This is a genomic window from Paraglaciecola sp., assembly GCF_039942875.1.
GTDB lineage: Bacteria > Pseudomonadota > Gammaproteobacteria > Enterobacterales > Alteromonadaceae > Paraglaciecola.
In genome coordinates, this window is sequence record NZ_JBDVBQ010000007.1 from 1 (window position 1) to 26,183 (window position 26,183).

General features: G+C 38.5%; 23 protein-coding genes, 1 tRNA gene and 1 other RNA gene. 16 read left to right on the plus strand and 9 right to left on the minus strand.

Translation table 11 applies throughout. From position 1 onward, the window contains the following. The first annotated feature begins 4 nt into the window (after nt 1–4). The 4 genes from ABJE44_RS01785 to ABJE44_RS01800 all read left to right on the plus strand — a co-directional run bounded on the left by ABJE44_RS01785 (nt 5) and on the right by ABJE44_RS01800 (nt 3,488). Nucleotides 5–81: transfer RNA gene (locus ABJE44_RS01785), tRNA-Arg, on the plus strand. A 186-nt stretch (nt 82–267) separates the two neighbouring features. Further along, nucleotides 268–528, plus strand: a complete 261-nt coding sequence (locus ABJE44_RS01790) for an OadG family transporter subunit (RefSeq protein WP_348111570.1) — start codon at nt 268–270, stop codon at nt 526–528. A gap of 31 nt (nt 529–559) precedes the next feature. Beyond that, entirely contained in the window at nt 560–2,344 is a 1,785-nt protein-coding gene (oadA, locus tag ABJE44_RS01795) for a sodium-extruding oxaloacetate decarboxylase subunit alpha (protein ID WP_348111569.1), read from the plus strand. A gap of 13 nt (nt 2,345–2,357) precedes the next feature. After that, nucleotides 2,358–3,488, plus strand: a complete 1,131-nt coding sequence (locus tag ABJE44_RS01800; protein WP_133469274.1) for a sodium ion-translocating decarboxylase subunit beta — start codon at nt 2,358–2,360, stop codon at nt 3,486–3,488. A gap of 58 nt (nt 3,489–3,546) precedes the next feature. On the opposite strand, the gene ABJE44_RS01805 is transcribed toward ABJE44_RS01800, so the two are convergent. The 6 genes from ABJE44_RS01805 to pspF form a co-directional block, all read right to left on the minus strand. Then, nucleotides 3,547–4,332, minus strand: a complete 786-nt coding sequence (locus ABJE44_RS01805; protein ID WP_348111568.1) for an ATP-binding cassette domain-containing protein — start codon at nt 4,330–4,332, stop codon at nt 3,547–3,549. Then, on the minus strand, nt 4,332–5,327 hold the full coding sequence (locus tag ABJE44_RS01810; RefSeq protein ID WP_348111567.1) for an oligopeptide/dipeptide ABC transporter ATP-binding protein: 996 nt from the start codon (nt 5,325–5,327) through the stop codon (nt 4,332–4,334). Before ABJE44_RS01810 ends, ABJE44_RS01805 begins: the two co-directional genes overlap by 1 nt. Further along, on the minus strand, nt 5,327–6,220 hold the full coding sequence (locus ABJE44_RS01815; protein ID WP_348111566.1) for an ABC transporter permease subunit: 894 nt from the start codon (nt 6,218–6,220) through the stop codon (nt 5,327–5,329). The genes ABJE44_RS01810 and ABJE44_RS01815 overlap by 1 nt, the downstream gene beginning before the upstream one ends. Then, nucleotides 6,207–7,244 (minus strand): ABC transporter permease, encoded by a 1,038-nt coding sequence (locus ABJE44_RS01820; protein ID WP_348111565.1) that lies wholly within the window; start codon nt 7,242–7,244, stop codon nt 6,207–6,209. The genes ABJE44_RS01815 and ABJE44_RS01820 overlap by 14 nt, the downstream gene beginning before the upstream one ends. After that, a complete protein-coding gene (locus tag ABJE44_RS01825; RefSeq protein ID WP_348111958.1) occupies nt 7,244–8,815 on the minus strand; it encodes an ABC transporter substrate-binding protein in 1,572 nt (523 codons plus the stop codon). The genes ABJE44_RS01820 and ABJE44_RS01825 overlap by 1 nt, the downstream gene beginning before the upstream one ends. A gap of 75 nt (nt 8,816–8,890) precedes the next feature. Further along, nucleotides 8,891–9,991, minus strand: coding sequence for a phage shock protein operon transcriptional activator (pspF, locus tag ABJE44_RS01830; protein WP_348111564.1), 1,101 nt, complete (start codon nt 9,989–9,991; stop codon nt 8,891–8,893). 211 nt (nt 9,992–10,202) lie between these two features. Between pspF and pspA the strand changes: the two genes are divergently transcribed. From pspA to ABJE44_RS01860, 6 genes are all read left to right on the plus strand, one after another. After that, the gene (gene pspA / locus ABJE44_RS01835; RefSeq protein ID WP_348111563.1) at nt 10,203–10,880 is read left to right on the plus strand and encodes a phage shock protein PspA; all 678 of its coding nucleotides are present in this window, start codon (nt 10,203–10,205) and stop codon (nt 10,878–10,880) included. 21 nt (nt 10,881–10,901) lie between these two features. Beyond that, the gene (gene pspB / locus ABJE44_RS01840; protein WP_133469281.1) at nt 10,902–11,138 is read left to right on the plus strand and encodes an envelope stress response membrane protein PspB; all 237 of its coding nucleotides are present in this window, start codon (nt 10,902–10,904) and stop codon (nt 11,136–11,138) included. Further along, nucleotides 11,135–11,596: an envelope stress response membrane protein PspC gene (pspC, locus tag ABJE44_RS01845; protein WP_348111562.1), complete on the plus strand. Its 462-nt coding sequence runs from the start codon at nt 11,135–11,137 to the stop codon at nt 11,594–11,596. The genes pspB and pspC overlap by 4 nt, the downstream gene beginning before the upstream one ends. Nucleotides 11,597–11,715: 119 nt before the next feature. Next, on the plus strand, nt 11,716–13,089 hold the full coding sequence (locus tag ABJE44_RS01850; protein ID WP_348111560.1) for a YcjX family protein: 1,374 nt from the start codon (nt 11,716–11,718) through the stop codon (nt 13,087–13,089). Then, nucleotides 13,086–14,147: a TIGR01620 family protein gene (locus tag ABJE44_RS01855; protein ID WP_348111559.1), complete on the plus strand. Its 1,062-nt coding sequence runs from the start codon at nt 13,086–13,088 to the stop codon at nt 14,145–14,147. Before ABJE44_RS01850 ends, ABJE44_RS01855 begins: the two co-directional genes overlap by 4 nt. A gap of 208 nt (nt 14,148–14,355) precedes the next feature. Further along, a complete protein-coding gene (locus tag ABJE44_RS01860; protein ID WP_348111558.1) occupies nt 14,356–15,894 on the plus strand; it encodes a sigma 54-interacting transcriptional regulator in 1,539 nt (512 codons plus the stop codon). Between the two features lie 177 nt (nt 15,895–16,071). On the opposite strand, the gene ABJE44_RS01865 is transcribed toward ABJE44_RS01860, so the two are convergent. After that, nucleotides 16,072–16,539, minus strand: coding sequence for an Lrp/AsnC family transcriptional regulator (locus ABJE44_RS01865; RefSeq protein ID WP_133469286.1), 468 nt, complete (start codon nt 16,537–16,539; stop codon nt 16,072–16,074). Nucleotides 16,540–16,753: 214 nt separating this feature from the next. Between ABJE44_RS01865 and ABJE44_RS01870 the strand changes: the two genes are divergently transcribed. Both ABJE44_RS01870 and ffs read left to right on the plus strand, forming a co-directional pair. Then, on the plus strand, nt 16,754–17,803 hold the full coding sequence (locus ABJE44_RS01870) for a Glu/Leu/Phe/Val dehydrogenase dimerization domain-containing protein (RefSeq protein ID WP_348111557.1): 1,050 nt from the start codon (nt 16,754–16,756) through the stop codon (nt 17,801–17,803). 109 nt (nt 17,804–17,912) lie between these two features. Next, an RNA gene (gene ffs / locus ABJE44_RS01875) (signal recognition particle sRNA small type) lies at nt 17,913–18,009 on the plus strand. A 14-nt stretch (nt 18,010–18,023) separates the two neighbouring features. Here the strand turns inward: ffs and ABJE44_RS01880 are convergent. Next, nucleotides 18,024–18,308, minus strand: coding sequence for a late competence development ComFB family protein (locus tag ABJE44_RS01880; protein WP_133469288.1), 285 nt, complete (start codon nt 18,306–18,308; stop codon nt 18,024–18,026). A gap of 293 nt (nt 18,309–18,601) precedes the next feature. Between ABJE44_RS01880 and ABJE44_RS01885 the strand changes: the two genes are divergently transcribed. The 4 genes from ABJE44_RS01885 to ABJE44_RS01900 all read left to right on the plus strand — a co-directional run bounded on the left by ABJE44_RS01885 (nt 18,602) and on the right by ABJE44_RS01900 (nt 24,352). Further along, a complete protein-coding gene (locus ABJE44_RS01885) occupies nt 18,602–21,205 on the plus strand; it encodes a TonB-dependent receptor (RefSeq protein WP_348111556.1) in 2,604 nt (867 codons plus the stop codon). Between the two features lie 79 nt (nt 21,206–21,284). Further along, nucleotides 21,285–22,187, plus strand: coding sequence for a methyltransferase domain-containing protein (locus ABJE44_RS01890; protein ID WP_348111555.1), 903 nt, complete (start codon nt 21,285–21,287; stop codon nt 22,185–22,187). Next, complete coding sequence (locus ABJE44_RS01895) at nt 22,174–23,193, plus strand: sulfotransferase (protein WP_348111554.1); 1,020 nt, start codon at nt 22,174–22,176, stop codon at nt 23,191–23,193. Before ABJE44_RS01890 ends, ABJE44_RS01895 begins: the two co-directional genes overlap by 14 nt. A gap of 28 nt (nt 23,194–23,221) precedes the next feature. Further along, entirely contained in the window at nt 23,222–24,352 is a 1,131-nt protein-coding gene (locus ABJE44_RS01900) for an aspartyl/asparaginyl beta-hydroxylase domain-containing protein (protein WP_348111553.1), read from the plus strand. Between the two features lie 206 nt (nt 24,353–24,558). Here ABJE44_RS01900 and ABJE44_RS01905 read toward each other — a convergent pair whose 3' ends face one another. Further along, on the minus strand, nt 24,559–26,127 hold the full coding sequence (locus ABJE44_RS01905) for a sulfotransferase (protein WP_348111552.1): 1,569 nt from the start codon (nt 26,125–26,127) through the stop codon (nt 24,559–24,561). Nucleotides 26,128–26,183: the final 56 nt, after the last annotated feature.

The window sequence follows — 26,183 nt, forward strand, 5'->3', positions numbered from 1 at the left end:
ATACGCGTGTGTAGCTCAGCTGGATAGAGTACCTGGCTACGAACCAGGCGGTCGGAGGTTCGAATCCTTCCACACGCGCCATATTAAGAAACCTACTGTCTAGTAGGTTTTTTTTTGCCATAAATTTACACTGTGTGGGTAATTATTTAGAATTCGTGAATTTTTTCTTATTTTTTATGCACTTTTCCTCTTGCCTATTTGTTGTGTTTTTTAAGCTTGCATGTAACCATCAATTCACTAAATATTTTTATTTTGGGATTTGCTGTTATGCAATTAGAAGTCGCCGATGCACTCCTTGAAGCTGCAAACTTATTATTAGTTGGAATGGTCGTTGTATTTTTATTTTTGACCATGCTAATTGGGGCAATTAATTTAATTGCTTGGTTAAATAAAATTATTCCTGATCCCAGTTTAACTACGTCATTACAAGCGTTCAAAACTAAGACGCCCATTACGCCAGCTCAGGATGGCGTTTCTCCCAAAGTAGTTGCCGCAATAAGTGCGGCTGTTCAACTACATAGACGATAGAATTAGTATTAAATTTTGAGGATATATCCCAATGAGTAAACCATTAGCGATTACTGACGTTGTACTCCGCGATGCACATCAATCATTACTAGCAACCAGAATGCGATTGGAAGATATGTTGCCAATAGCGAGCAAGTTGGATGACATAGGCTACTGGTCACTAGAAACATGGGGGGGAGCTACATTCGACTCGTGTATTCGCTATCTAGGTGAAGATCCTTGGGATAGAATTCGCCAGCTTAAAAAAGCCATGCCAAAGACAAAGCAACAAATGTTGCTACGTGGTCAAAACCTATTAGGTTATCGCCATTATGCTGATGACGTCGTTGAAAAGTTTGTTGAGCGAGCTCATGCTAACGGTGTAGACGTCTTTAGAATCTTTGATGCAATGAATGATATCCGTAACTTGCAAACAGCTGTAAAGGCTGCGATTAAGCAAGGGGCTCATGCTCAAGGGACAATGTCTTATACTGTTTCGCCAGTGCATACATTACAAACTTGGTTAGATATGGCAAATGAGTTACAAGACTTAGGTGTTCATTCCATTTGTATCAAAGATATGGCTGGTTTACTTAAGCCATACGAATGTGAAGAGTTAGTTTCAAAGTTAAAAGAATCAATAGAAGTTCCAATCGCATTACATTGTCATGCAACCACAGGCTTAAGTATCGCTACAGCACAAAAAGCAATCGATGCTGGAATCGATATTTTGGACACGTCAATTTCTTCAATGAGTATGACCTATGGACATTCTGCAACAGAAACAATCGTTTCGATTGTTGAAGGGACAGAGCGAGATACTGGGTTAGATTTAAATGCCTTTACGGATATTGCTGCTTATTTTCGAGATGTACGTAAAAAGTATGCGCAATTTGAAGGCAGCTTAAAAGGCGTTGATGCACGAATTTTAATTGCTCAGGTTCCTGGTGGCATGTTAACAAATATGGAAAGCCAGCTGAAAGAACAAGGTGCTGAGGATAAAATGGATGAGGTCTTAACCGAGATACCTAAGGTTAGAGAAGACTTAGGCTTTATTCCTCTTGTGACACCTACTTCACAAATAGTAGGTACTCAATCTGTTATTAATGTTCTAACTGGAGAACGATACAAAAGTATCAGCAAAGAGACGGCCGGTGTATTAAAAGGTGAATACGGCGCAACAGCGGCTCCTGTAAACAAAGAACTACAACAACGGGTTCTGGAAGGTAAAGAAGCTATTACATGCCGTCCAGCTGATCTGATAGAAGATGAGTTGACATCTTTGACTACAGAGTTATCTGAATTAGCTCAGAAAGAATCCTTCGAGACTTCTGATGATTTAGTTGATGATGTGTTAACTTACGCACTTTTCCCTCAAATAGGGCTGAAGTTTCTTAAAAATAGAAATAATCCAGATGCATTTGAGCCTGCTCCAAACCTAACCTCAGAGTCGACAAATGTACCGTCACCTTCAGGTCCTAAGACTGCACCTGCAAAGTCGGCTGCATACTCTGTACGAGTTGATGGACAAGTGTTTTCTGTAGAAGTAGCCGAGAGTGGTGCGCTTACAAATGTCCAACCTGTTAAGGCAACTACTAGCTCTACAGAACCTTCAGTAGCTGGTGGCGAGCCGTTAAATTCTCCCCTTGCTGGAAATATTTTCAAAGTTTTAGTCAGAGATGGTGATGTTGTGAATGCAGGTGATGTTGTTGTTGTTATGGAAGCAATGAAGATGGAGACCGAAGTAAGGGCTGCTACCTCAGGGACTGTGTCTAATATAAGAATTAAAGAAGGTGATGCAGTGCAAGCTGGGCAACCACTATTTGTAATAGGCTAAAGGTAAACACTTAATGGAAAAGCTAGAAATATTATGGCAAAGCACGGCGCTAGCTCATTTTGAGTTGGGTCAGGTTATCATGATGAGTGTTGGTACTCTGTTGTTATACCTAGCTATAGTCAAAAAATTTGAACCACTTTTACTATTGCCTATTGGATTTGGGGCTATATTGACAAACATACCACTTGCTGGCTTTAGTGAAGTCGGTGGCTTGTTGTATTACGTTTATCATGTAGGGATTGATACGGGGGTATTCCCGTTATTAATTTTTATGGGGGTTGGGGCTATGACTGACTTTAGTGCTCTAATTGCAAACCCCAAAATGTTATTGCTTGGCGCTGCCGCCCAAGCTGGAATATTTGCGACATTGTTTGGGGCTATTGCATTGAATCTAGTACCTGGGTTTGAGTTCACCTTAAAAGATGCTGCAGCGATTGCAATTATCGGTGGGGCTGATGGACCTACGGCTATCTTTTTAGCTTCTAAGTTAGCTCCAGATTTACTTGGTGCTATTGCAGTAGCGGCTTATTCTTATATGGCTTTGGTGCCCCTAATTCAGCCCCCCATCATGCGTTTATTTACCACAGAAGCTGAGCGAAAGATTGAAATGCCTCAACTTAGACTTGTATCTAAGAGAGAAAAAGTAATTTTTCCGTTAGCTGTATTACTCCTTACCATTTTGTTTTTGCCGACAGCGACTCCTTTAGTTGGGATGTTTTGTTTAGGTAATTTAATGAAAGAGTCTGGTGTGGTAGATAGGCTTAGCAATAGTGCTCAAAATGAATTGATAAACGTGGTGACAATTTTCCTTGGTTTGGCAGTTGGTTCTAAATTGTCGGCTGACAAATTTCTTACGGTCGAGACTTTGGGAATTTTAGCTCTCGGGGCTATTGCGTTTTCGATTGGTACAGCAGCGGGTATTTTAATGGCTAAAGTCATGAGTAAGTTTAGCAAATCTAAAATTAACCCTTTACTAGGAGCTGCTGGTGTATCCGCAGTGCCTATGGCAGCAAGAGTTGTGAATAAGGTTGGGCTTGAAGCTAATCATCATAACTTCTTACTCATGCATGCTATGGGTCCCAACGTAGCAGGTGTATTAGGGTCCGCTGTGGCGGCTGGTATTCTGTTATCTTTGGTGGGGTAATTCAGTATCACTTAACAGTTGGGTATTAGATTACTATCCAGCTGTTAAGTTTATTCTTTTAAGCACCTTGTCGGTTAACTAATGCTTGGTGAGCATCTACTAATTTCTTAGTGTATTCGGCTTTTGGCCAAGTGAATATGACTTCAGTTTTTCCTGATTCAATGACTTTACCATCTTGCATCACAATTACTTTATCTGAAACGTGTCTTACTATTCCTAAATTGTGAGATATAAAAATAAAGCCAATTCCCAAATCCTTTTGTAATTGCATCAACAAATTAACAGCTTGAGAGCGTACAGAGGGGTCTAAGGCTGCAAAAGGTTCATCTGCTACAATAACTTTAGGGTTTAGAATTAACGCTCTTGCTAAGGCTACACGTTGTCGTTGTCCATCTGACAACATGTGACGGTAAAAAAATTGATGATCAGACATCAATCCGACTTTTCTTAAGGTTTTTACTACAAGACTGTTGCGTTGTTGGGTATCAAGCTTTGTATTCAATCTCAAAGGTTCTTCTAAAATCGCCCCTAAGGTTAATCCTGGGTTTAAAGACTCGTTACTATTCTGAAAAATCATTCTGATGTCATGGCAACTTGAAGTAAGGTCAGCATTATTTATCTCTACACCATTCATAAGGATCCTGCCACTATTAGGTTTTTCCAAGCCAACTAATAATTTTGCTAACAGTGACTTACCTGAGCTGTTCTCTCCAATTATGGCTAGTGTTTCACCTGCTTTAAGGTTAAAGCTAACAGGGCCTAACTCATAGGTAGCGGGAGTATTTGACCAAAAATTTTGTTTCCGGTTATTGAATATTAAGTCTTCTACTTTAAATAATTCCACTACTTAGTATCCCTATGGATGGGAAAGTGGCAGCTATAATAATGATTATGTACTCTTCTAGATACAGGCATAACAACACATTCCCGTCTAGCTCTTGGGCATCTTGGCCCTAACCTGCAGCCAGTAGGTAAATGATGTAGGGTAGGGATTGTGCCTTCTAAAGAGGTTAACGCTGACTTCGCTGGAAGGTCTTTTCGGAAACTAGGGGCGCTATCAAGTAGTGCTTTTGTATAGGGGTGAAAAGCTCGCTTTCTTAGCAACCGTAAGTCGCCACTTTCAACGGTTTGTCCGCAGTATAATACTGTCATATATGAAGCCATACTCGATATTGCTAAAAGGTCATGGCTAACGAATAATATACTCATATCACGAACTTGATTAATTCGGCTCAATAAATTTAGTATCTGTGTTTTGGTTGTGACTTCCATGCCTTTTGTAGGATTATCAGCAATGATCAATTTGGGCTCTGACGCTACTGCCATTGCAATCATAAATTTTTGAATGACATTACTTGCAATTTGGTGTGGGTAACTTTTTAGGCATCGTTCGTGACTTTTTATGCCTACTTTGTGTAATAAACTAATCGCTATGTCTTGCTTTTGTTTGCTTCGCTCCCAAAACCAACCCTTAGTTAGGTTTGTTTTAGGGATCATTTCTTTTAATTGATCTCCTAATGTTAGTAAGGGATCGAGGGAGTCGATAGGGTTCTGAAAAATCACTGAAATGTCGTTACGTATAAGCTGTCGGCGTTTTTTTAAAGACATGGTTAATAGGTTTTGCCCACGCCATGTCATTCTATCTGCCGTAATCCTCCAATGACTTGGCAAAGCACCTACAATTGCTTTTACTATAATACTCTTTCCAGAGCCAGACTCCCCAACAAGCGCGTGAATTTGCCCTTCGTTTATGACTAGGTTTACCTTGTCCAGCGCTTTTATCCAGTCTCCAGCAATATCCATTTCTAGAGTAAGGTTTTTTACATCTAATAATATCATTAGTGAAGTAGTCTATTTTTTAATGCAGAGCGTAAACCATCTCCAACTATATTCACAGACACTACCATAAGAAACAGTGCGCCTCCAGGTAGGGCAATATTCCATGGGGCGATATAGGCAACTTCAATTCCTTGCGATAATAATGCACCAAGTTCAGAAGAAGGTGCTTGTGCTCCTAGGTTTAAAAAACCTAAAGCGCTAACGTCTAATATAGAAATTGATAATGCGAGTGTTGCTTGCATGACTAATGTTTCACCCATATTCGGCAGGATGGAGCGAGCAAATAGTTGTATTTTACTTGCTCCATCTAGTCGCGCTGCCATGACATATTCCTTGGAAAGTTCACTTCGAACAAAATCACGGGTTTGGTGCACAAACTGTGGGATAAGTGCTAACACGATCGCCCACATGCTGTTGACCAAGCCTGTCCCTAATATTGCTATGATTATGATGGCGATTAAGATAGTCGGTATGGCTTGAACTGAGTCTAAGGTATGATTTAAAAAGCTAGATCTAAACCCTTTGCTCATTCCTGCTATTGCACCTAAACCTACACCAACCAAAAGCGCAAAAATCACCAATAATATGCTAATGCCAAAGGTCATTCTACATCCATACAAGACCCTAGAAAGGATATCTCTGCCTAATCCATCAGTACCAAATATGTGAGTTATACCGCCGTTAGCGTCCCATGAGGGGGGGACTAAAATGTTTCCTGTTTTCTGTAAGTTTGGATCAAATGGTGCAATTAGTGGACAAAAAACAGTGATCAAAATAAATAATACTAAACAGACTAAGCCACCCATGGCTATATGGTTCTTTTGAAACTCTAACCAAGTATACTGGAGCGGTGAAGGGTGCTGCTCTTCTTGGTATAAATTAAATCGTGCCACGTTCAACCTTCTTACGTTTAGGATCTGTTAACCGCAGTAACATATCAATTGACATGGTAAACAAGACAACAAATACGGAAACCGCAAGCATTCCAGCTTGAATAGCTGAGTAATCTTGTTGATAAATTGCCTGAATTAACCAGCTACCAATACCAGGCCAAGAAAAGATAGTTTCTACAATCATAGCGTTAGTGAGTAGGGTAGGAAACTGCATCGCCAATAGTGGTAAAATCGGAATTAATGCATTGCGTATACCGTGTCGTACTAATACTTGACGTGTTGTTAACCCTCTAGCGTATGCTGCTTGTATAAACTCACTATTAAGAGTTTCGATAACCGAGCGCCTCGTTATCCGCAATATTAAAGTGGTTGTAACTATAGCAATAGAAAGCGTTGGCAATATTAAATGTCTTAATGCATCAAGCAGTACTGCATGCTTATTGTCTATATCTGACATTAAAATATCAATTAGTATAAACCCAGTTTTATTCGGAACATCAAATATTAAACTGAGCCTTCCAGAAAGAGGTAACCAACCAAAATGCAAAGAGAATACTAAAATTAAAATTAGGGCTAACCAAAACACAGGTATGGAATACCCCACTACGCTAAAGGACAATAAAGTGTAATCAGGTAATTTATGGTGCCTCAGTGCCGCTATAAAACCTAATGGCAGCCCTAAAATCAAAGAAATAGTAAGAGCATAGGCGCTTAGCTCAATACTCGCTGGCAATGACTGCATAATTTCTTCATATAGCGGTTGACCTGAACTAAAACTGACTCCCCAATTACCAGAAAATAGTTCAGACATATAATGTCCATACTGAGAAAGTACTCCGCCTTCTGGGTCATAGCCTATATTGACACTTTGATTTTGTAGCTTTTGTAACTCTTCAAGCTTTAAGCCAGTCATTATCTCAATTGGGTCACCGGGAAAAAGATAGGCAAGGGCGAATGATAATAAACTAAGAATAAACAAAGTGATTATAATCAAATTCGTATAACGCAATAGAATATTTAACATCAGTTCTTAGTTACTCCGCCAAATCTTATTCCGCCATAAGGGTTGATAACCAACCCGTTTAACTCTTTTCGGTGAGCTTGGTATTTAGACGCATGGGCTATGGGTAACAGTGGCAATTGTTCAGCTAAAAGCTCATTGGCTTGTCCATAAAAGTATGCTCTTTCTTGAGTATCTGAATAATCTAATGCTTCGTTGATTAATTGATCGTATTTCTCAAAGCACCACATGGCTCTATTTGTACCTGATTCAATTGCTGCGCATGATAAAAGTGGGCGATAAAAATTGTCTGGGTCGCCATTGTCGGCTGACCATCCAATCAAAACTGAATCATGAAGGCCTTGTGAAAGCTTTTCTCTAAAGATGGACCATTTATAACTGACTATATTTACCTGAATACCAACATCCTGAAGATAACCTTTGATGAGCTCTGCCATTTTCATCGCGTTTGGATTGTAAGAGCGTTTTACTGGCATTGCCCATACCGTCATGCTGAAACCATCTTCAATACCATTTTCACGCAACATTTTTTTAGCCGCTGTAGGGTTGAAATTTACCTTTTTTACATCAGGTTGAAAGGCCCAAGATGTGGGCGGCACAATATTTTGAGCTGCTATAGCGCTGTCAAAGTAAATCGCTTCTAGCAAGGCATTTCGATCAACAGCCATAGATAAAGCTCGGCGTATTGCGGGGTTATCAAAAGGAGGTCTTGATGTATTAAAAGCCCAAAACCCAATGTTTTGGCCAGGCTCTTCATCAAGTACCAAATTATCTTGTTGCCTTACAACTTCAAGTTCACTATGCGCGGGTAATGCAATGGCATCACACTCGCCAGTTATTAATTTCGCCAAACGTAGAGAGCTTGATGGGGTGATATCAAATATAAGTTTGTCGGTCAGCTTGTCACTACGCCAATATTCTGGATGTTTACTGTATTTTATATATTGGTCTTGTCTAAAGTCACTTAACTTATAAGGGCCAGTTCCCACTGGTACAGAGTCAATCAGCTGCTTTTGATTACGGGCTGTTAACGTCTCAGCATATTCGGCTGATAAAATAATAGCGAAATCAGTCGCAAGGTTTGCTAGAAATGAACTCTCTCGCTTTTGAAGTGTAATTTCGACTCTATATCCATTTAATCGTTTAACACTTTTGATGAGTTTATTCAGATTCAGGCTATCCGTATACGGATATCGACCCCCTGATACTTGATGGTATGGATGAGTCGATAACCGCCATCTATTAAAACTAAATAATACGTCGTCAGCATTAAAATATCGCGAAGGCGTAAATGTTGAAATATTATGGAATGCTACTTTTTTTCGTAGTTGAAAAGTATAGGTTTTTCCATCCGAACTGATAATCCAACTAGTGGCAAGGGCGGGAACGATTTCACCAGACGTTTGATCAAAATCCAATAACCTGTCATACAGTTGATGGGAGGATGCATCAACAGTAGTGCCAAATGTATCTAACTGTGGATTAAAACTAGATGGACTGCCTTCAGAACAATAGACAATTCCATTAGGATCCGTTTTTGAAGTAATCAAAGCATCACATGCATATAAGGTCATACTTAAAACAAACACAATTAGTGTTCTAGTTGAGTAGGATATGTGGCGTCTCTTTATTATATTCACTGGCTTAACTTAACCCATATCCTCATTAGTTTGTTCTAACAAATTGTATTTTTTTAGATAACCTCTTAATTGATGGTAAGTTAAGCCTAGTTTTTCTGCTGTCTTTTTTTGATTAAATTGGCTATCGGTCAACGCTTGGTTTATTAGGTTTATCTCAAAATTTTGCGATAGTTCTTTCAACTCAACAGGAAATTCAAAATCTATTGATTTATTGTCGGCTGAAAATGTTTCTTGTTTTTCAACTTGTACTATCTCTTCAAGTCGAGGCTCTTCTTTGATTGGGGCTTGAGCGACTCTATCACTTGTTTTTATTCTGTTCTTGGGACGATATGCTGATTCAAATGGGTCTAAAACTATTTGATGGACTGGGATGTCTGGGTTGTTACTTCGATAAACTGCTCGTTCTACAACGTTTTTAAGCTCTCTGATATTTCCGGGCCAATGATAATCAAGAAGAGTTCGTTTGGCTTTTTCAGTAAAACCACTAAATAACTCCATTTCTAGTTCTCTAGCCATATTGATAGCAAAGTTTTCGGCTAACATCATAATATCTTCTTTACGCTCTCTGAGAGGGGGCAGAGTAATAACGTCAAAGGCTAGCCTATCTAACAAATCAGCTCTGAATTCACCCGATTCAGCAAGTGCAGGCAAATCTTCATTCGTAGCAGCGACGAGCCGCACATCTACTTTAACACTGCGCGAACCACCCACCCTTTCAAATTCACCATATTCAATTACTCTAAGTAATTTCTCTTGGATCATTCCAGAAGTATTTGCCAATTCATCTAAAAATAGGGTGCCATTGTGTGCTGTTTCAAATCGACCTTCTCTACGTTTGGATGCGCCAGTAAAGGCTCCCGCTTCATAACCGAATAGCTCACTCTCAAGTAGACTTTCATTTAATGCGGCACAATTTAATTTGAGATAGGTTTGATCCCAACGTTTAGATAAAAAGTGTAATCGAGCTGCAACTAGCTCTTTACCAGTTCCTCGTTCACCTATAATGAGTACTGGTTTATTTAATGGCGCTATTTGTGATATTTGCTCTAATACTTCTAAAAAATTATTAGATTGACCTAGTAGATTATCTTGTTGGCGAAAGCGGCTCATCAATATCCTTAAAAATTGGTCTAAACGACTAAGTAATAGTGTACTTACTAATTACGCTAGATCCCAGTATTTATGATTTTATTTATTAATTCAATAAATTCAATGGCTTATAAGTTTCTCTAGGTTGGCCCGGTAATTGAATAACCTGTACTTGTAATAATCAGGTTAAGTAATACCATTTAACTAACATTAGATAATAGAGGTAAATAATATGGGTATCTTCTCTCGTTTCACTGACATAGTGAACTCAAATATTAATGCCATTTTAGATAAGGCTGAAGATCCAGAGAAAATGGTGCGTTTAATCATACAAGAAATGGAAGACACTTTAGTTGAAGTGCGTTCCGCTTCAGCTAAAACGATAGCGAGTAAAAAAGAAATTTCGGCTTCAATTAATAAAATACAATCCGAATCAAAAGATTGGAAGTCAAAAGCTGAGCTTGCTATTAGTAAAGAGCGTGAAGATTTAGCTCGAGCCGCTCTTCAGGAAAAGAAGAAGTGTGATGAGCAGGTGCAAATATTAACTACTGAGCTAAGCGTTGTAGATGAACAGATTGCCAAACTTCAGAATGAAGTAGGACAGTTACAGGATAAGTTAGCTGATGCCAAAGCACGTCAGAAAGCCATTATTCTGCGCCAAAAAACGGTAAGCTCAAGATTAGAAGTTAAGAAAAGTCTAGATAGCGGTAAAGTAGATGCAGCTATGGGGCGGTTTGAACAATACGAACGTAAAATTGATGACTTGGAGTCACAAGTTGATGCGTATGACTTAGGCAAGAAAACCTTAGCAGACGAATTTGCTGAGCTCGAGTCTGACGATGATATAGATAATGAATTGGCAGCGTTAAAGAAAACAATGCAAAGTAAATCATCAGATTCGAATAAATAAGTAGTAGTAAGGGGAGTCATTGTGGAAGGAATTATTGGGATTATTGTAACGCCAATCATTTTGTTTATGATTTTTGTCGCACCAATTTGGCTTATTTTACATTACCGTAGTAAGAAGCAAATAAGCCAAGGGCTGTCAGAAGATGAATATGGAAATTTACAAGAGTTGGCTGACAGGGCAGAGAAAATGGCTGATCGCATTCATACCTTGGAGTCAATTTTGGATGCTGAAGCACCTCAGTGGAGAAATAAAGTATGAATAATCGAGGAACCTTATATCGGGATCCAGGTAAAGCAAGAATTGCCGGCGTGTGCGCTGGCATAGCTGAATATTTTGGGCTTGAGCTATGGCTGGTTCGTATTCTTACCTTAACTGGGTTCTTTTTACTTGCCCCTCCATTTTTCTTTATTGGCTATATTGCTGGTTGGTTTATTTTAGAGAAAAAACCCGTAAATATGGGGAGTAAAAAAGAGCACAATCAATTTACTGAGGCAAAAAGTACCAAACAAACAGGTAAAGGTTGGCATAACACAAACACAGATGAACCAGAAAAAGTGGTTGTGAAATCAAGAATCTGGCAAGCAGGTGAGCCTCCTCAACAAGCTTTTATGGATATTAAACAGCAGTTTGAGAACAATGAAGAAAGACTTAGAAAAGTAGAAACATATGTAACTTCTTCTGAATTTCAACTCAATAGAGAGATAAACAACTTATAAGTTTCTGCTAATAAGGCATAGAAATCACTCCTGTTACATTGATAAGGTTAATTTTGATTTAGATGGATAGCTCAATTTTAAAACATCGGAACATTCAGCGAACAAAGCAAAAGTTAAAAATGACGGCGTCTAGATTAGTCGATAATCATGTTAACTTAGCGGTAACTGGTTTAAGTGGCAGCGGTAAAACAGCTTTCATTACTTCGTTAGTTAACCAACTGCTTGAAGCCAATGAGGAAGCAAACTTACCTTTTTTTAATGTGGTTCGTGAAGCTCGATTAGTTGGTGTTAAAAGAGATGTACAGCCTAACCTAACATTTAGACGGTTCGCATATGAAGATGCAATGATATCGCTGACAAATTTAGAGCCTGTATGGCCATTATCGACAAAAGGTATTTCACAGGTAAGACTGAAAGTTAAGTATAAAAAGAGTAGCGGTGTCAGTAAATATCTGACCAAAGATGCGACGCTAACCTTGGATATTACTGATTACCCTGGCGAGTGGTTACTTGATTTACCTTTACTCGATATGAGCTATGAGCAATGGATTGAACATTGTAGTTCTGAACTAGAAGATCCTTTAAGAGCAAAATTAGCAAAACCATTTATTGATGCTATATCAAAGTTAAAGTTAGAAGAGTCAGGTGATGAGCTGGCGTTAAAAAATATTGCGGACCTTTACGCGCAATATTTAGCTAGCTGTCAAGAAAATGGGTTTCAACTGCTGCAACCAGGGCGTTTTATCTTACCTGGAGAATTAAATGGGGCGCCTGCGTTACATTTCTTCCCACTTATTTTTACTGATAATTCAGAATCAAAGCTCAATTTAAAACATGTTCAAAAGGGTAGTAATATAGATTTATTGATTAGTCGTTTTGAACATTATAAAGCTCGTGTAGTTCAGCCTTTCTTTCAAGAGCATTTTAGAAAATTTGATAGGCAAGTCATATTGGTTGACTGCTTAAGCGCTCTAAATAACGGATATAATTGTTATCAGGACTTACAGAAAGCGATTGACTGGATTTTAGGAAGCTTTCAATACGGCTCTTCAAGTATTTTAAATCGGTTATTCCAACCTAAGATTGATAAGTTAGTTTTTGCTGCTAGCAAAGCTGATCATATAACTCCAGACCAACAGGGAAACCTAGTCAAGTTATTAGAAAGCATGTTACGCAATGCTAGAAAAAAAATTCAATTTAAAGGGGTGCAAACAGAGTCGACTGCTATTGCCTCTATTAGAGCGTCAAAGTCGGGAAGTAGTGAACTGGATGGCGCTAATATTCAAGTTTTACAAGGGCAGGATGAAAATGGAAATACTATAACGTTGTTTCCTGGAGAAGTTCCCCAATGTTGTCCTCCCCCAAATTTTTGGACATCACAGAAATTTGAATTTCCAAAATTTTCGCCACCTCAATTAGGGGCAAGTTACTCGCTTCCACATATACGTATGGATCAAGTGTTAGATTTTCTATTGGCTGACAAATTAGCATGAAAAATAATGACTCAAAAAATGCTGAAAGTTCACCTCAAGGTGCTGATAACAAAATTAAAAGTGCTCAAGTAGTTAATAATTCAAGCATTACAGAACCTCCAAATAAGGATATTAAGCCAGCGAAAATACTAAATGAAATGGTGTCAACCGACATAATGACTGAAAGTGTTTTTGAGGAGGAACAATTAGAATATAAGCCTCAAACTAAGGCTAAAACATCTCGTAAAAGATGGTTTATATTTCTGACATTAGCTGTAGTTATTGCGAGCATGGTTGAGCTTGTTTGGTTTGTGATTGAAATTACTCGTAACTCAGATTGGTTAGGTGCAATTTGGTTGGGTATATTTGGTGTCGCTTTGATATTTTTTATAACGATGGTTTTGTCAGAATTGAAAGGTTTACAGGAACTAAAGAGGCAAAATGAGCTCAAGGAAACCTCTGATAAAATTACTAATAGCCCTACAATAGGGCTTGCTGAATCTCATTGCTTAAACTTAGCTTCGAGGCTACCGCCTAGTTATCAATTTCTAGTGGCTAACTGGCAGGACAGTTTGGAAGATATTCATAATGATCATGAAATTATGTGTTTGTTTGAACATAATGTGTTGACCCCTATTGACAAAATAGCGATCAAACAAGTTACGAGTAATGCCTCAGCAGCGGGAGTTATGATTGCTGTCAGTCCCTTTGCCATGTTAGATATGTTTATCGTGTTATGGCGAAACATCAGGTTGATGAATCAAGTAAGTGAAATATACGGGTTACATTTAGGGTATTGGGGAAGAGTAAAACTTATTCGTAATATTTTTAATAATATGGTGTATGCAGGTGCCGCAGAAATTCTATCAGATGCAGGTAACTATGCATTAGGGGCTGGTGTTACGGGGAAATTATCCACTAGAGTCGCACAAGGGTTAGGAGCTGGAGTTTTAACATCTCGTATCGGAATAAAAGCGATGGAACAATGCAGGCCGTTAAGTTGGAGTGCAGAAAATAAGCCAGGTATTGCCAATATTAGTAAGCAATTATTGACGGAACTAAATAGTAAAATAAACTAATTTTTATCAGACGTTGTCTCAACTAAGTATAACCCATTTACACCTTCATATATCAGTATGATAACTTTACGGTTCCTTTTTTAGGAATTGTCTTAGTACGCATGTACTTTTTGAGACCCCGCTAATTTCCTTTATCTTTTGTAATAATATCTTTACAGTTTAGCTTTCCCGTCATCATGTAATTAACCTTTTTTATTTGGAGAGCGCAATGCGTTTAGAAATTAATTGTCAGGATAGATTGGGTATAGCCCAAGATATACTAGATATATTAGTTGAGCATGAGATTAATTTGCGGGGTATCGAAATTGATGAGATGGGCAAAATATTTCTTAACTTCCCTAATATGGAGTTTTCAGAACTTCAACATTTAATGCCGAAAATCCGCAAGATTGATGGAATAAAAGACGTTAAAACCACGCCTTTTATGCCAATAGAACGAGAGCAGTATCAACTACAGACATTGTTGAAAACACTTCCAGACCCTGTGTTTTCGGTTAATACAAAAGGTAGGATCATTTTAATAAATGATGCAGTTTTGAATCAGCTATCATTACCACAAGAAATGGTTGTAAATGTTCCAATTGGTGACTTGCTGAAAGGTTTTAATGTTTCACGATGGTTAGAGAGTGAAAACCCCCAAGCACAAGTTCAAAAAATACGGTTTTTGGAACAAGATTATTTAGTAGATATGTTACCTGTCATGGTGCCGGATATAGGCGGACAATCTATTATGGCTGGGGCTGTATTTTTACTTAAGTCAGAATATAGGTTAGGGCAACAGCTTACCGCATTTAATCAAGGATCGGCTGACAACTTTGTTTCAATCCAAGCAGATAGTAAAGCTATGAAAAACGTTATAAAAGACGCCAAGCGTATGGCTGAATTAGACGAGTCAATAATGATGTTTGGTGAAACAGGGACAGGTAAGCAACTATTGGCTAAAGCATGCCATGAAGGAAGTCGTAATAGAGATGGCAAGTTCATTGTTGTAGATTGTCGAATACTAGCTGGTAAAGAGGCAAGTTTAGAGTTTTTTGGTGAAAACGATGAAAAGTTGGGGCTATTAGATTTAGCAAATAGAGGAACATTGTTTTTGGATGAAGTCGCTGACTTACCTTCAGACATTCAAACTAAGTTTCTTAAAATATTGCAAAGTGGTTATTATCAGAGAGCGGGAGAGTCTGTTAGTAGGCCTCTTGAGGTACGCATAATTAGTACTACTCAAAAAGATTTAGGCGCTTTGGTTCAAAAAGGTAGTTTTAGTGAAGATTTGTTTTATCGATTGAATGTTTTGAGTCTATTTTTACCACCTCTGAGAGAGAGAAAGTCCGACATTATTGCTCTGGCAGAGAGATTTATAAAGCAACATAGTATGAAATTAGGGCGTCAAACACCTAGATTGACTAAAGCTTGCATGGATTACCTGCACACTTATCCTTGGCCTGGGAATATTCGGCAACTAGAAAATACTCTTTATCGCAGCGTTTCTTTATTGGAAGGTAATGAAATAGACAAGATCCATATTCAGCTACCCTCGTGCTCAGCCACTAGTAGTATTGTTTCTCAAGAATTTAACGGTAGTTTAGAAGATGAGGTTAAACGGTTTGAAAAAGAAATTTTGATGCGCTTATACCCTAGCTTTCCCAGTTCAAGACAATTAGCCAAAAGGCTAGGGTTAAGTCATACAGCTGTCGCTAATAAATTGAGAGACTATGGAATAAACAAAAAAACTGCAAAAATTATTTGATGAAGAATACCAAACGATTTGTACTCTGCTACTGCCTTACTATTTAGTCATTTATGAACTTTCTTATTTACACCCTAGGCTCTATGAGTAGTTTGGACGGTAAATTAGAGAATATACAAACCACCTAAGTTGTTGATTGATACGAATCAAACCTAAGTTAAACGTCCAAACACTACACTATAAATTTTTGATTGGTAGTTCAGTAGTATTTTTAACTTGTTTTAGGGCAAAAGTAGAACTCAAGTGGTCGACTAATGGTAGATTAGTGAGTTTGGTTTTTAGTAAGTGTTCATACTCTTCGATGCTTTCAACTATAACTTTCAATAAATAGTCTTTATCACCACTGGTAGTATGGCACTCTACTATTGCTTCAATATTTTGAACTGCTTTTTCAAAATCGTTCAATGACTCACCATCATGGTTTTTCAGGGTCACATATATGAAAACAGATACACCTAAATTTAACTTTTTATTATCTAAAAGAGTTACTTTTTGAAGTATTATTTTTTCAGCAACCAGGCGTTTTACTCTTCTCCAGCATGGAGTATGGGATAGTCCAACTTTCTGGCTAAGGTCTGCCATAGACACAGTGGCATCTTTTTGCATGACACGCAAAATTTCACGATCAAACTTGTCAAGTTTCATTACAAGGGCTCGACTAAATTAGGGTTGATAATTTGGATTGTAGCATGCTGAAAAAAGTACGTTTATTCAAGAATTAATTAGGATATTTGTCCTAGCATTGGTGGCACAGCCATGAAGAGACTTTAAAGGGAATTGACACTTAGCTGAAGTTGCAAAAGTTATCCTCCCAAATATCACTAGAATGCAGTCGCTAAATGAAAGGAGGTTGTGTTAAATGTCGATATTTGAACATAGTGAATTTGATAATCACGAGCATGTAGCGTTTTGCCGAGATAAGCGCTCTGGTTTATCTGCCATTATTGCTATTCATGATACCGGGTTGGGAGTAAGTTTGGGTGGTTGTCGTATGTGGCCATATAAAACAAGTGAGGACGCATTACATGATGTTTTAAGGTTATCAAAAGGCATGACTTATAAAGCGGCTATGGCTGGGTTAAAACAAGGGGGAGGAAAAGCTGTAATTATTGGAGACCCAAGTACAGAAAAAACACCTGAAATGATGGCTGCTATGGGGAAGTTTATAGATAGTTTATCTGGAAATTATATTAGCGCAGAAGACTCTGGGATGACAGTGGCTGACCTGAAATTAATTGAAAAAACAACACCTTATGTTGCAGGTATACATGCTAAATATCACATTGATAACAACTCAACTGATGGTAATCCCGCACCATCCACAGCATATGGTGTATTTGTAGGCTTAAAAGCCAGTGTTGATTATGCCCTCGGTCAAGCATTAAAAGATACCAAAATATTGATAGAAGGACTCGGTCAAGTAGGAATGCGCTTGGCCGCATATTTGCACAAAAGTGGGGCCAAACTATACGTTACTGACATTAACCAAGTGAATATAGACAAGGCGGTTGAAGCCTATGATGCTGTGGCCGTTCCCATTGAAGAGGCTTATAGTTTAAACGTTGATGTTTATGCACCATGCGCTTTAGGAGCTACTTTAAATGAAAATACAATTAATGAATTAAAAGTTAAGGTAGTGGCTGGTGCAGCGAATAATCAATTAGAAAACGAGGAATTTGGCGAAATATTAAGGACAAAAGGTATTCTATATGCGCCGGACTATGTCATTAATGCTGGTGGCGTGATTGATATTTATCATCAAAGTATCGTGAGTTCAAAACAAAAGCTTAAGGAACATATTGAGGCAATTGAACAAACGCTAATTGAAATTTATCGACGTTCAGCAGCTGAATCTAAGGCCCCTAACCTTATTGCAAATAAGATTGCTGAAGAACGCTTTGGCAAATAAATAGTCAATTAGGCAATGTATTTAAAAATGATGTTGCATAACATTATTGCTTTGTTCATAATGCGCCGCCTTAGTGCTTATACAGGCGTTAAGATTTTCAATGGTGGCCTTTTGGTCCCCTCGCAATGATACTTTGTTAACCCGGTCAGGCCTGGAAGGGAGCAGCCGCAGCGAACGACTCATGTGCCGAGGTGTGGCTGAAAGGACACCACCAATATTTCTATTTCTGCTTTGATGTTACTTCTTTGGTGTTTACATCTAAATACTCAACTGCCTGTTTAATGGCATTCACAGCATTCATTTGCATTTGTTGCCTTTCACTTTGGGGTAAGTAAAAAGACATATCTACTTCAAACCTAATATACCTCGGCGGGATTTGATTTAGTGCTAGGCAACACAAATCTGCCAAGTAGTCTTCACTTTTTACTTTGTGTAGACCCAAAGCTTCTATTCTTTCTAAAACTAGATGTTCGTAATAATTGTGGATGTCGTCGTCTAACTTCATATTTGGCTACCTCAATAAAGTAATACTTAAATTTTAACTATATATGTATTTTTTAAAATATGAGAATTGTTTTTGATTAGTTTAGAGTCAAGTTTGTTTATTGGTTGATATTCATACAAAGTGAACGATATATATTAGATTCATTGATAATAAGTTCGAATCTATTGAGGTTAGTCAGTTGACCAAGTGTATGCGTTATGTATATTATCGTATGTGAGGTTCACTACCTTTCAATATTAAAAAGTCGTTTTAACGACTTAACACACTAAAAATTGTGGTCCAGGGAGACATACATGTTTACAAATTCAAAATTGACGAAGTCGATTCGTCTAGCTATGGCTGTTGGCGCAGCTTCTACTGTTATGACTTTACCAAATTTTGCTGTAGCTCAAGAAGCAGCTGATGAAGTAGAAAGAATATCAGTAACCGGTTCTCGCATTAAGAGATCTGATATGGAAGGCGCAGCTCCTGTAATTTCTATTACAGCAGCAGATATCAAAATGGAAGGCGATTTTACTGTTGCTGATGCATTACGTAGTAGCTCATTGAACTCATTCGGTTCTTTCTCAGAGCGCTCTGGTAGCAGCTTTCAGTCTCAGGCAACCGTCAATTTACGTGGTGCTGGAGCACAGCGTACTCTAGTCTTACTTGATGGCCGCCGCTTTCCTGGTTCTCCTACTATGGGTGGGGCATCTGCGAACTTGAACGCCATCCCTATGGCCGCAGTTGAGCGTATAGAAATTATGACTGAAGGTGGATCTTCAGTTTATGGTTCTGATGCAATGGCCGGTGTAGTAAATATTATCTTGAAAAAAGACTTTGAGGGATTAGCTTTTAATATTGGTGCAGGTCAAAGGCAGCAGGATGAAGGAACAACATCTAATGAGTTTTCAGTTACAGGTGGCTTTTCCACTGATAAAGGTAACTTAACTTTTGCTTTCGATCATCAAAAGCGTAAAGGTATATCGGATGGTGCTAGAGATTATACTAAAGCTTCTATGACCGATTTTGATGGCGATGGAACTATTCAAGCGTACAGTGAGACTGCTGGTTGGTCAATTTATGGTGCCACTGTCGCTAATTCAGATTACAGCTCTACTCTAGCATCTCCATTATGTGGTGATTTAATTTCTGAGTATGGCTCTAACACATTTGCAGAAGTAGCTGCTGATGATGATTGGAGTGAAGGTTCTACTTATTGTATGTATGCATACGCAAACGTCTCTTATAACACAGCATCGGTTGATCGTAATACACTATATGTTAATGCTAATTATGAGATAACTGAAGATGTTGAATGGTTTGGGCAGGCTATGTTTGTACAAAATAGTTCTTTTGGTAGATATGCTCCGCCAGCTGCTCCTTGGGACAGTATTTCTGTTGATAATGAAAATAACCCTTGGGGCGATGATGTTGGTCGTGGCTATTTTAGATGGGTTGGTATTGGTACTCGAGATAATAATGTTGATGATTATAACCAAGACTACTTGATGGGTTTACGCGGAGATCTCGATTGGGGTAACGCATCTTGGGAAGTCAATTATCACTATAATGTAGCCGATAATAAGTCGGTTGGTGAGTATTACTTAAGTTATGGCGGTTTAGCATATAATGAAGCAAACGATATTGATTTGAGTTCTGATGAAGGTATCGCAAACATGAAGGCAACCACCACTCAGAGCTCTCAGGGAATATTCAATCAATTGTATGCAGGGCTAAGCTTTGAGGCTGGTGAATTAGGTGGTGGCGTAATTGGCCATTATGTTGGTTCAGAGTTTATGGAGCAAACTTACGCTGACATTTATGATGGGCAATCTGAAGCCGGGTTGGTTGGTGGTTCCTCAGGGAATAGTGCGGCCGGTGAGCGTGATATCTTTGCACTTTTCTATGAAACTGTATTGCCAGTAACTGACGAGCTAGAAGTGAACATAGCTCTTCGTTACGATGATTATTCTGACTTCGGTGACAACTTCGCACCTGCAGTTAAGGCTCGTTATGAAATAGCTGATGGTTTGGTGTTAAGAGCTTCGTACTCCGAATCATTCCGAGCGCCTGCCCTTGATGAGCTAAACGCTGCTACAACATTCAGTGCCGAGGGTGCCATTGATTATAATACTGGCAAGACTACGGAGCAGCAATATGACACTTATTACAAGTCTAATTCTGAGTTAGAAGCTGAAAGTTCAGATTATTTAAACCTAGGTGTAGCGTGGGATGTTAATGATAACTTCTCAGTGAAAGCGGATTATTTCCAATTGTCAATTGACAATGTAATACAGACTAAGTCTGTGCAGGATTTGATTGCTGATGAAGCTGCAGGCTTGATTACAGCGCTAGACCCTGACGCCGATACTAGCAATGAAACCTTCTACCTAGTACGAGCTTCAGCAGGCACATTGCTTGAAGCAGGTACCGGATATGACAACGGTATAGGTTTCGACATTGAAGGTCTCGATTTAAGCTTTAATGGGAATGTTGAGACTGGTATTGGTGATTTTAGTCTTAATATGGTTAATAGCTTCATCTTGTCATATGAAGAAGAGGTGGCTGATGAGTTAACTGATACAGTAGGACGTTTAGGGCAACCTGAGTTTAAAACTGTATTGACCTTAGGTTGGTCAATGGATGACCATGCTGTTGCATGGAATACTACTCATGTTGATAGTACATCTGATAATGACAATAGCACTACTAGTACAGTCGCTGATTTAGACTCTTGGACAGTGCATAACTTGACATACACATATAACGCTGGTGATTATGGCGCTGTAACTTTCACTATCAACAACTTGTTGGATGAAGATCCAGTATTAAGTAATGTTGGTACGTGGGATGATGCAGATTTGTATAACAACTTTGGTCGTGACTATCGTGTGAGCTATACAAAGAGCTTCTAAGTTACTGATTCATAATAGTTAAAAAGGTCGATACCATCTCGGCCTTTTTTTTGTTTTAATTTTCATGGGAATTTATTAAATGGGCGATTACTGGAGTCAATATTGGCGGCAAGGCCATTTGACATCATTTAGCCAAGATATAAAAGAAAACTATAAAGGGGGGTTATTTAATGTCTGGCGTGATTTTTTCGCTGGCTGTAATAAAGGAGACCATGTTTTAGATGTGGGGACAGGTAATGGTGCATTGATTGATATTGCTTTGAAAACAGCACCGCAAGTGCTGCTAACTGGTATCGATTCAGCTGAACTCACTCTGACCGAAAGTTTGAAAAAATCGAGTAACGTAAACGTTTATTCAAGACAGAATGCTGAAAATATGGTTTTTGAAGCTAATACATTTGACAGTGTAATTTCTCAGTTTGGCATCGAGTATGCTGATATGCCAAAGGCTTTATCTGAACTTGCTCGAGTATTAAAAATTGCTGGTAGATTTCAACTAGTGTTGCACGACATGACATCCTCTATTGTTCAACCTAATTCCTCCATATTATCTGCTGCCAAAGAGCTATCTAAGCCCAAAGGAGTATTAGAGTGCTTGAAGGAGATGCTGCAGATATTGTCAAAGGAGGGAAAGCAATCAAAAGTAGCTGAAGCAAGTCGCACGCTTTTAAATACTGAAATTAAACGTATTGCAGACATAAATGAAGTTGGCCTAGCCGGGAGCAACTTTCCTAACTTTTTACGTCATTGTATGTCGCCACGTCTTGACGCTCAGCAAAAGCTTGACAGTATTGACTTGTTCCAGAGTGAGTTATTAGGCCAAATTGAACGCTTAACTGACTTACTTAATGCAGCACTTACTGTTGAAAAGTATGTTTTGTATAAGGACTTACTTTATGACCTAGGACTAAATATCAAAAATGATTATTTACTGACTGAAAATGATCAAGTAGTAGCAAGGGTTATCAATGGATACAAATGAGCAAAGGTGCATTCAAGCACCTGTGATTATTTTGTCGGCGCCGAGGGCAGGTAGTACACTGTTGTTTGAAACATTGGCAAAGCATCCATTTCTCTGGACTATAGGTGATGAAAGTCATGCCTTAATTGAACATATTCCTCAGCTTAGTACTGTATCAAGAGGTTACGTGTCAAATTGCTTAGATGAAATGGACGCGAGTGAAGAGATGGTTGACCTATTACACCAACGTTTTAGTCAATCAGCCAGAGATATAAAAGGAAATATCTATAAGCCTGCGCAAGGCAATTTTAGATTACTAGAAAAGACCCCTAAGAACGCCTTAAGAGTTGAGTTTTTGAATAGAGCGTTCCCTGATGCCAAATTCATATACTTAGTTAGAGACCCGAGGGAAAATGTAAGTAGTATCATGGAAGCTTGGGATTCTGGTCGCTTCACTACTTATCCAAATTTACCTAACTGGAGAGGAGGGTGGTCACTATTACTTCCCAAAGGGTGGCGTAATTATATTGGCAAACCCCTATCTTCTATAGCAAGGTATCAATGGCAGCAAGCAAATGATTCAATATTGAACGGGTTAGCGACGATTACCTCATCACGTAAAATGATTTTGAATTATCAAGATTTTGTTTCAGAGCCAGCTAAACAACTTGAAAAGTTGTTGGAGTTTGCAGAACTAGATCCTCAATATATCAACAAAATGTTAGCAGGGGGGTTGGATTACTCACGTTATACTCTTACGCGTCCTAAAAAAGGCAAGTGGCTAAGTCATGCTAAGAAAATTGCTCCAGAAATGCATTACATTAATGACACCGTTAATAATATAAATCGGTGGCTAAGCTCAGAAGGTTGCTCGAGTTTAGACTCTACTATTAATTTAGCAGATGTAGATAGTTTAGTCTCTACTGAGGTTAAGCATTCTCTTGATGTTACTCGGACTCCTAGAAATGCTACTTGCCCGTGCGGGTCGGGAAAGCGTTTTAAGCTATGTCATGGGTTGCTTAAGTAATGCAAATCCACCCGTTAGAGGTAAACCAATGAAACTAGAGCATGAATTTATTCAACTTCCAATATGCTTTGATGTTAAACGGTTGAAACAAGAGGTGCGTTCTTTAGACCTACAGTTATGGGTAGCTCATCATGAGGGGTTTAAAGGGAATTGCTCAATACCCTTAGTTTCTCGTGGTGGTTTAATGAATAATGATTTCAAAGGCCCTATGGCCACAACCCCGATATTGCGGGAATGCTCTTATTTATCTCAGGTTATTGCTAGTTTTGGTGAGGTTGTTGGGCGTTCAAGACTAATGGGATTAGAAGCAGGGTGCGAAGTCCCACTTCATTCGGACATCAATTATCACTGGTATAAGAGAGTTAGGATTCATATTCCCATTATGACTGAACCATCTGTCGTGTTTCATTGTGGTGAACGTCAGTTACATATGAAAGCAGGTGATGCATGGATTTTTGACTCATGGAAATATCATAAAGTTAGAAATGACAGTGATGTTTTTAGAGTCCACTTAGTTATCGATATATGTGGTTCTGCTGATTTTTGGAAAATGGCCAATAAAGGGACGGTTCCATGGATTGTTGAGCAAAATTGCGCTTCACAACCTAAACTCATCCCATATATTCCAGCCGGTCCGGCTACTATCAAAACTGAAAAATTTAATACGCCTTTAGTCATGTCTCCTGGTGAAATGGAAGGTTTGGCAGATGACTTGATTCAAGATGTATTATCAGTTTCAAATAATAAAATAGACTATGTAAATGAGTTTGTTAACAAAATACGTGCATTTTGCCAGCAATGGCGTTGTTATTGGAGTCTGTACAGTTTTACTGAAGATGGATGGCCTCATTATCATGCATTACGAAAAGAGGCTTTTGAAAGTGTTCAACATTTAGATGCTAAGTTAAAGCTTCGTAACGGCACACAAGCGCCAAGAATGTTTCTACATTGTATGATTGATCCTGCCTTAAATATTGAGGTTAAAGATAGCTATTTACCCATTGAAGGTAACGTTGGAAGTGTTCAAAAAACAACCGTCAAATCCTTGTCAAAAGAATCGCTTCGCCATCATGAGTCAATAAAAAATATCGGACGAAATGAGCCTTGTCACTGTGGTTCGGGTTTAAAGTTTAAGGCATGCCATGGCAAGCTGTCTTAACTAAACTTAATGTGTAACTATTCAGATGGTTTTGTAAATTCGAGTGTTAATCGAACACAATAAGTATATATGTCATACACAGTATTGCTTATTGCTTGTTGCTTGTTGCTTGTTGCTTGTTGTTTGATTTTTGCTCTGTGGTGGGTTATTAATGAACAAAAACTGTTTGTTTTATGCCAAGCTGAATAGTTGCCTTAATGTTAAATTTAATTGAATGTTTGTATTTTATTTCTCAGTTTTGCAAACTCTTCAATATGAGATTTGATATAAGGTTTATATGGTAAAGAGCTGTCAATTCCTTTGGAGTTAATTGGTTGCCTCACTTGGCTTGCACTTGGCGTTAAAACGGGTCTGCTAGACTTGTAAAAGCTTAGGCATTGTAGCTCAAATTCTAAGTTGCAAAAGCTTAGTAGCGCTTTTATCTGTTGGTCTGGGGATTTCACTAGTTGCGAGTAATTAAGCATATAAACGTCATCAGAATAAAGAGCTTTCCAATGTGACATTAGCGACAAATATGCTTCGTAATACATACATATATCAGACAGCTTGTAACTGAAATCATTGCCTTTACCAAAATGCTGCTTGTATATACTCATTCCATTGTCTAACGGGTCTCTGATAAGACCGACAATTTTTGAATGTGGAAAAAGCGTTTTTATAAGGCCAATATGTAGGAAATTTGTTGGATTTTTATCAATGAATGAACCTGTATGTGTGCCCGAATATTCTGATACTTGCTCAAGATAAAACTGCCTCATTTGTTCTGCTGTTTCATGATTTATCTGTGATAATTCTTGAGTGTAGCTTTTCCCTTTGCCTAGCTGTATTGCTACACGCTCAATGAATGGAAGCTCGTCGGTACAGGCTACTTTTGAATGGCTACCAATTATTTGTTCTGTCAGCGTGGTTCCTGAGCGGGGCAGGCCAACTATAAATATTGGTTTAGTTTTGTTACTTGATTGGCGAGAAGAACTATTGTTAGGAGTAAATTGCAGTAAAGAGCCAACTAGATTGCGAAAGCCGGTTGAGTTAAAAGGCCTCAATTGACTCATTTTTTGGTTGGCATTTGTTAGTTTGGAAAATGCAAACTCATAATCTTCATTTTGTTCTAAAGCACGGGTTAAAGCAAAATCTACTAAGCTCCTTTCTTTCTGGTTTAGATTCAAGCTCGAAGTATTGTGCATGGCTTGTATGTCTTGTGTACTGAACTTATAGTTTTTCAAGTCTGCCAGACTCCAATAACCCGTTCCAGAATACTCAGGTTTTAATAAAATAAATCGCTTATATTCACTAATTGCTTTTTCAGTTAGGCCAAGCGCTTTGTAGCCGTGCGCTAAATTTATCGATATGAGGGCGTTAGTTTCATCCTGCTTGCTTAGTGATTGCAATAGCTTAGTTGATCCGTGTGTTTTACCTATTTTGGCCAAGCACAAGCTTAACTGCAGTTCTAGCTTTAACGCACCCGGTCGCATCTCAATTAGCTTACTTAAAGCATGCGCTAGTAAAAAATACAGCTCCATTTGGTTTGCTATTTGAGCTAAATCCATGAGCTGTTCCCAACTAAGTTCTTTGTGCGCCAACGCTTGCTCTATGGTATGTCTAGCAGCATCAAACTGCATGAGTGAATGCTCGATTTTAGCCTTTAGTATTATAGCGCTAGTGTCGTTAGGTTTTAGCGCTAGAATTTCATTAATTATAAACTGAGCTCGCTCAAACTGCCCTTTAACAAGGAAGTTTTGTGCTTCATTTAGTTGTTGGTGAATTTTTTCTAGCAAAACACTTCCTGTGAGTAGGGTGTTGGGAATTGGTTTATTAGATGGTAACCTAAACT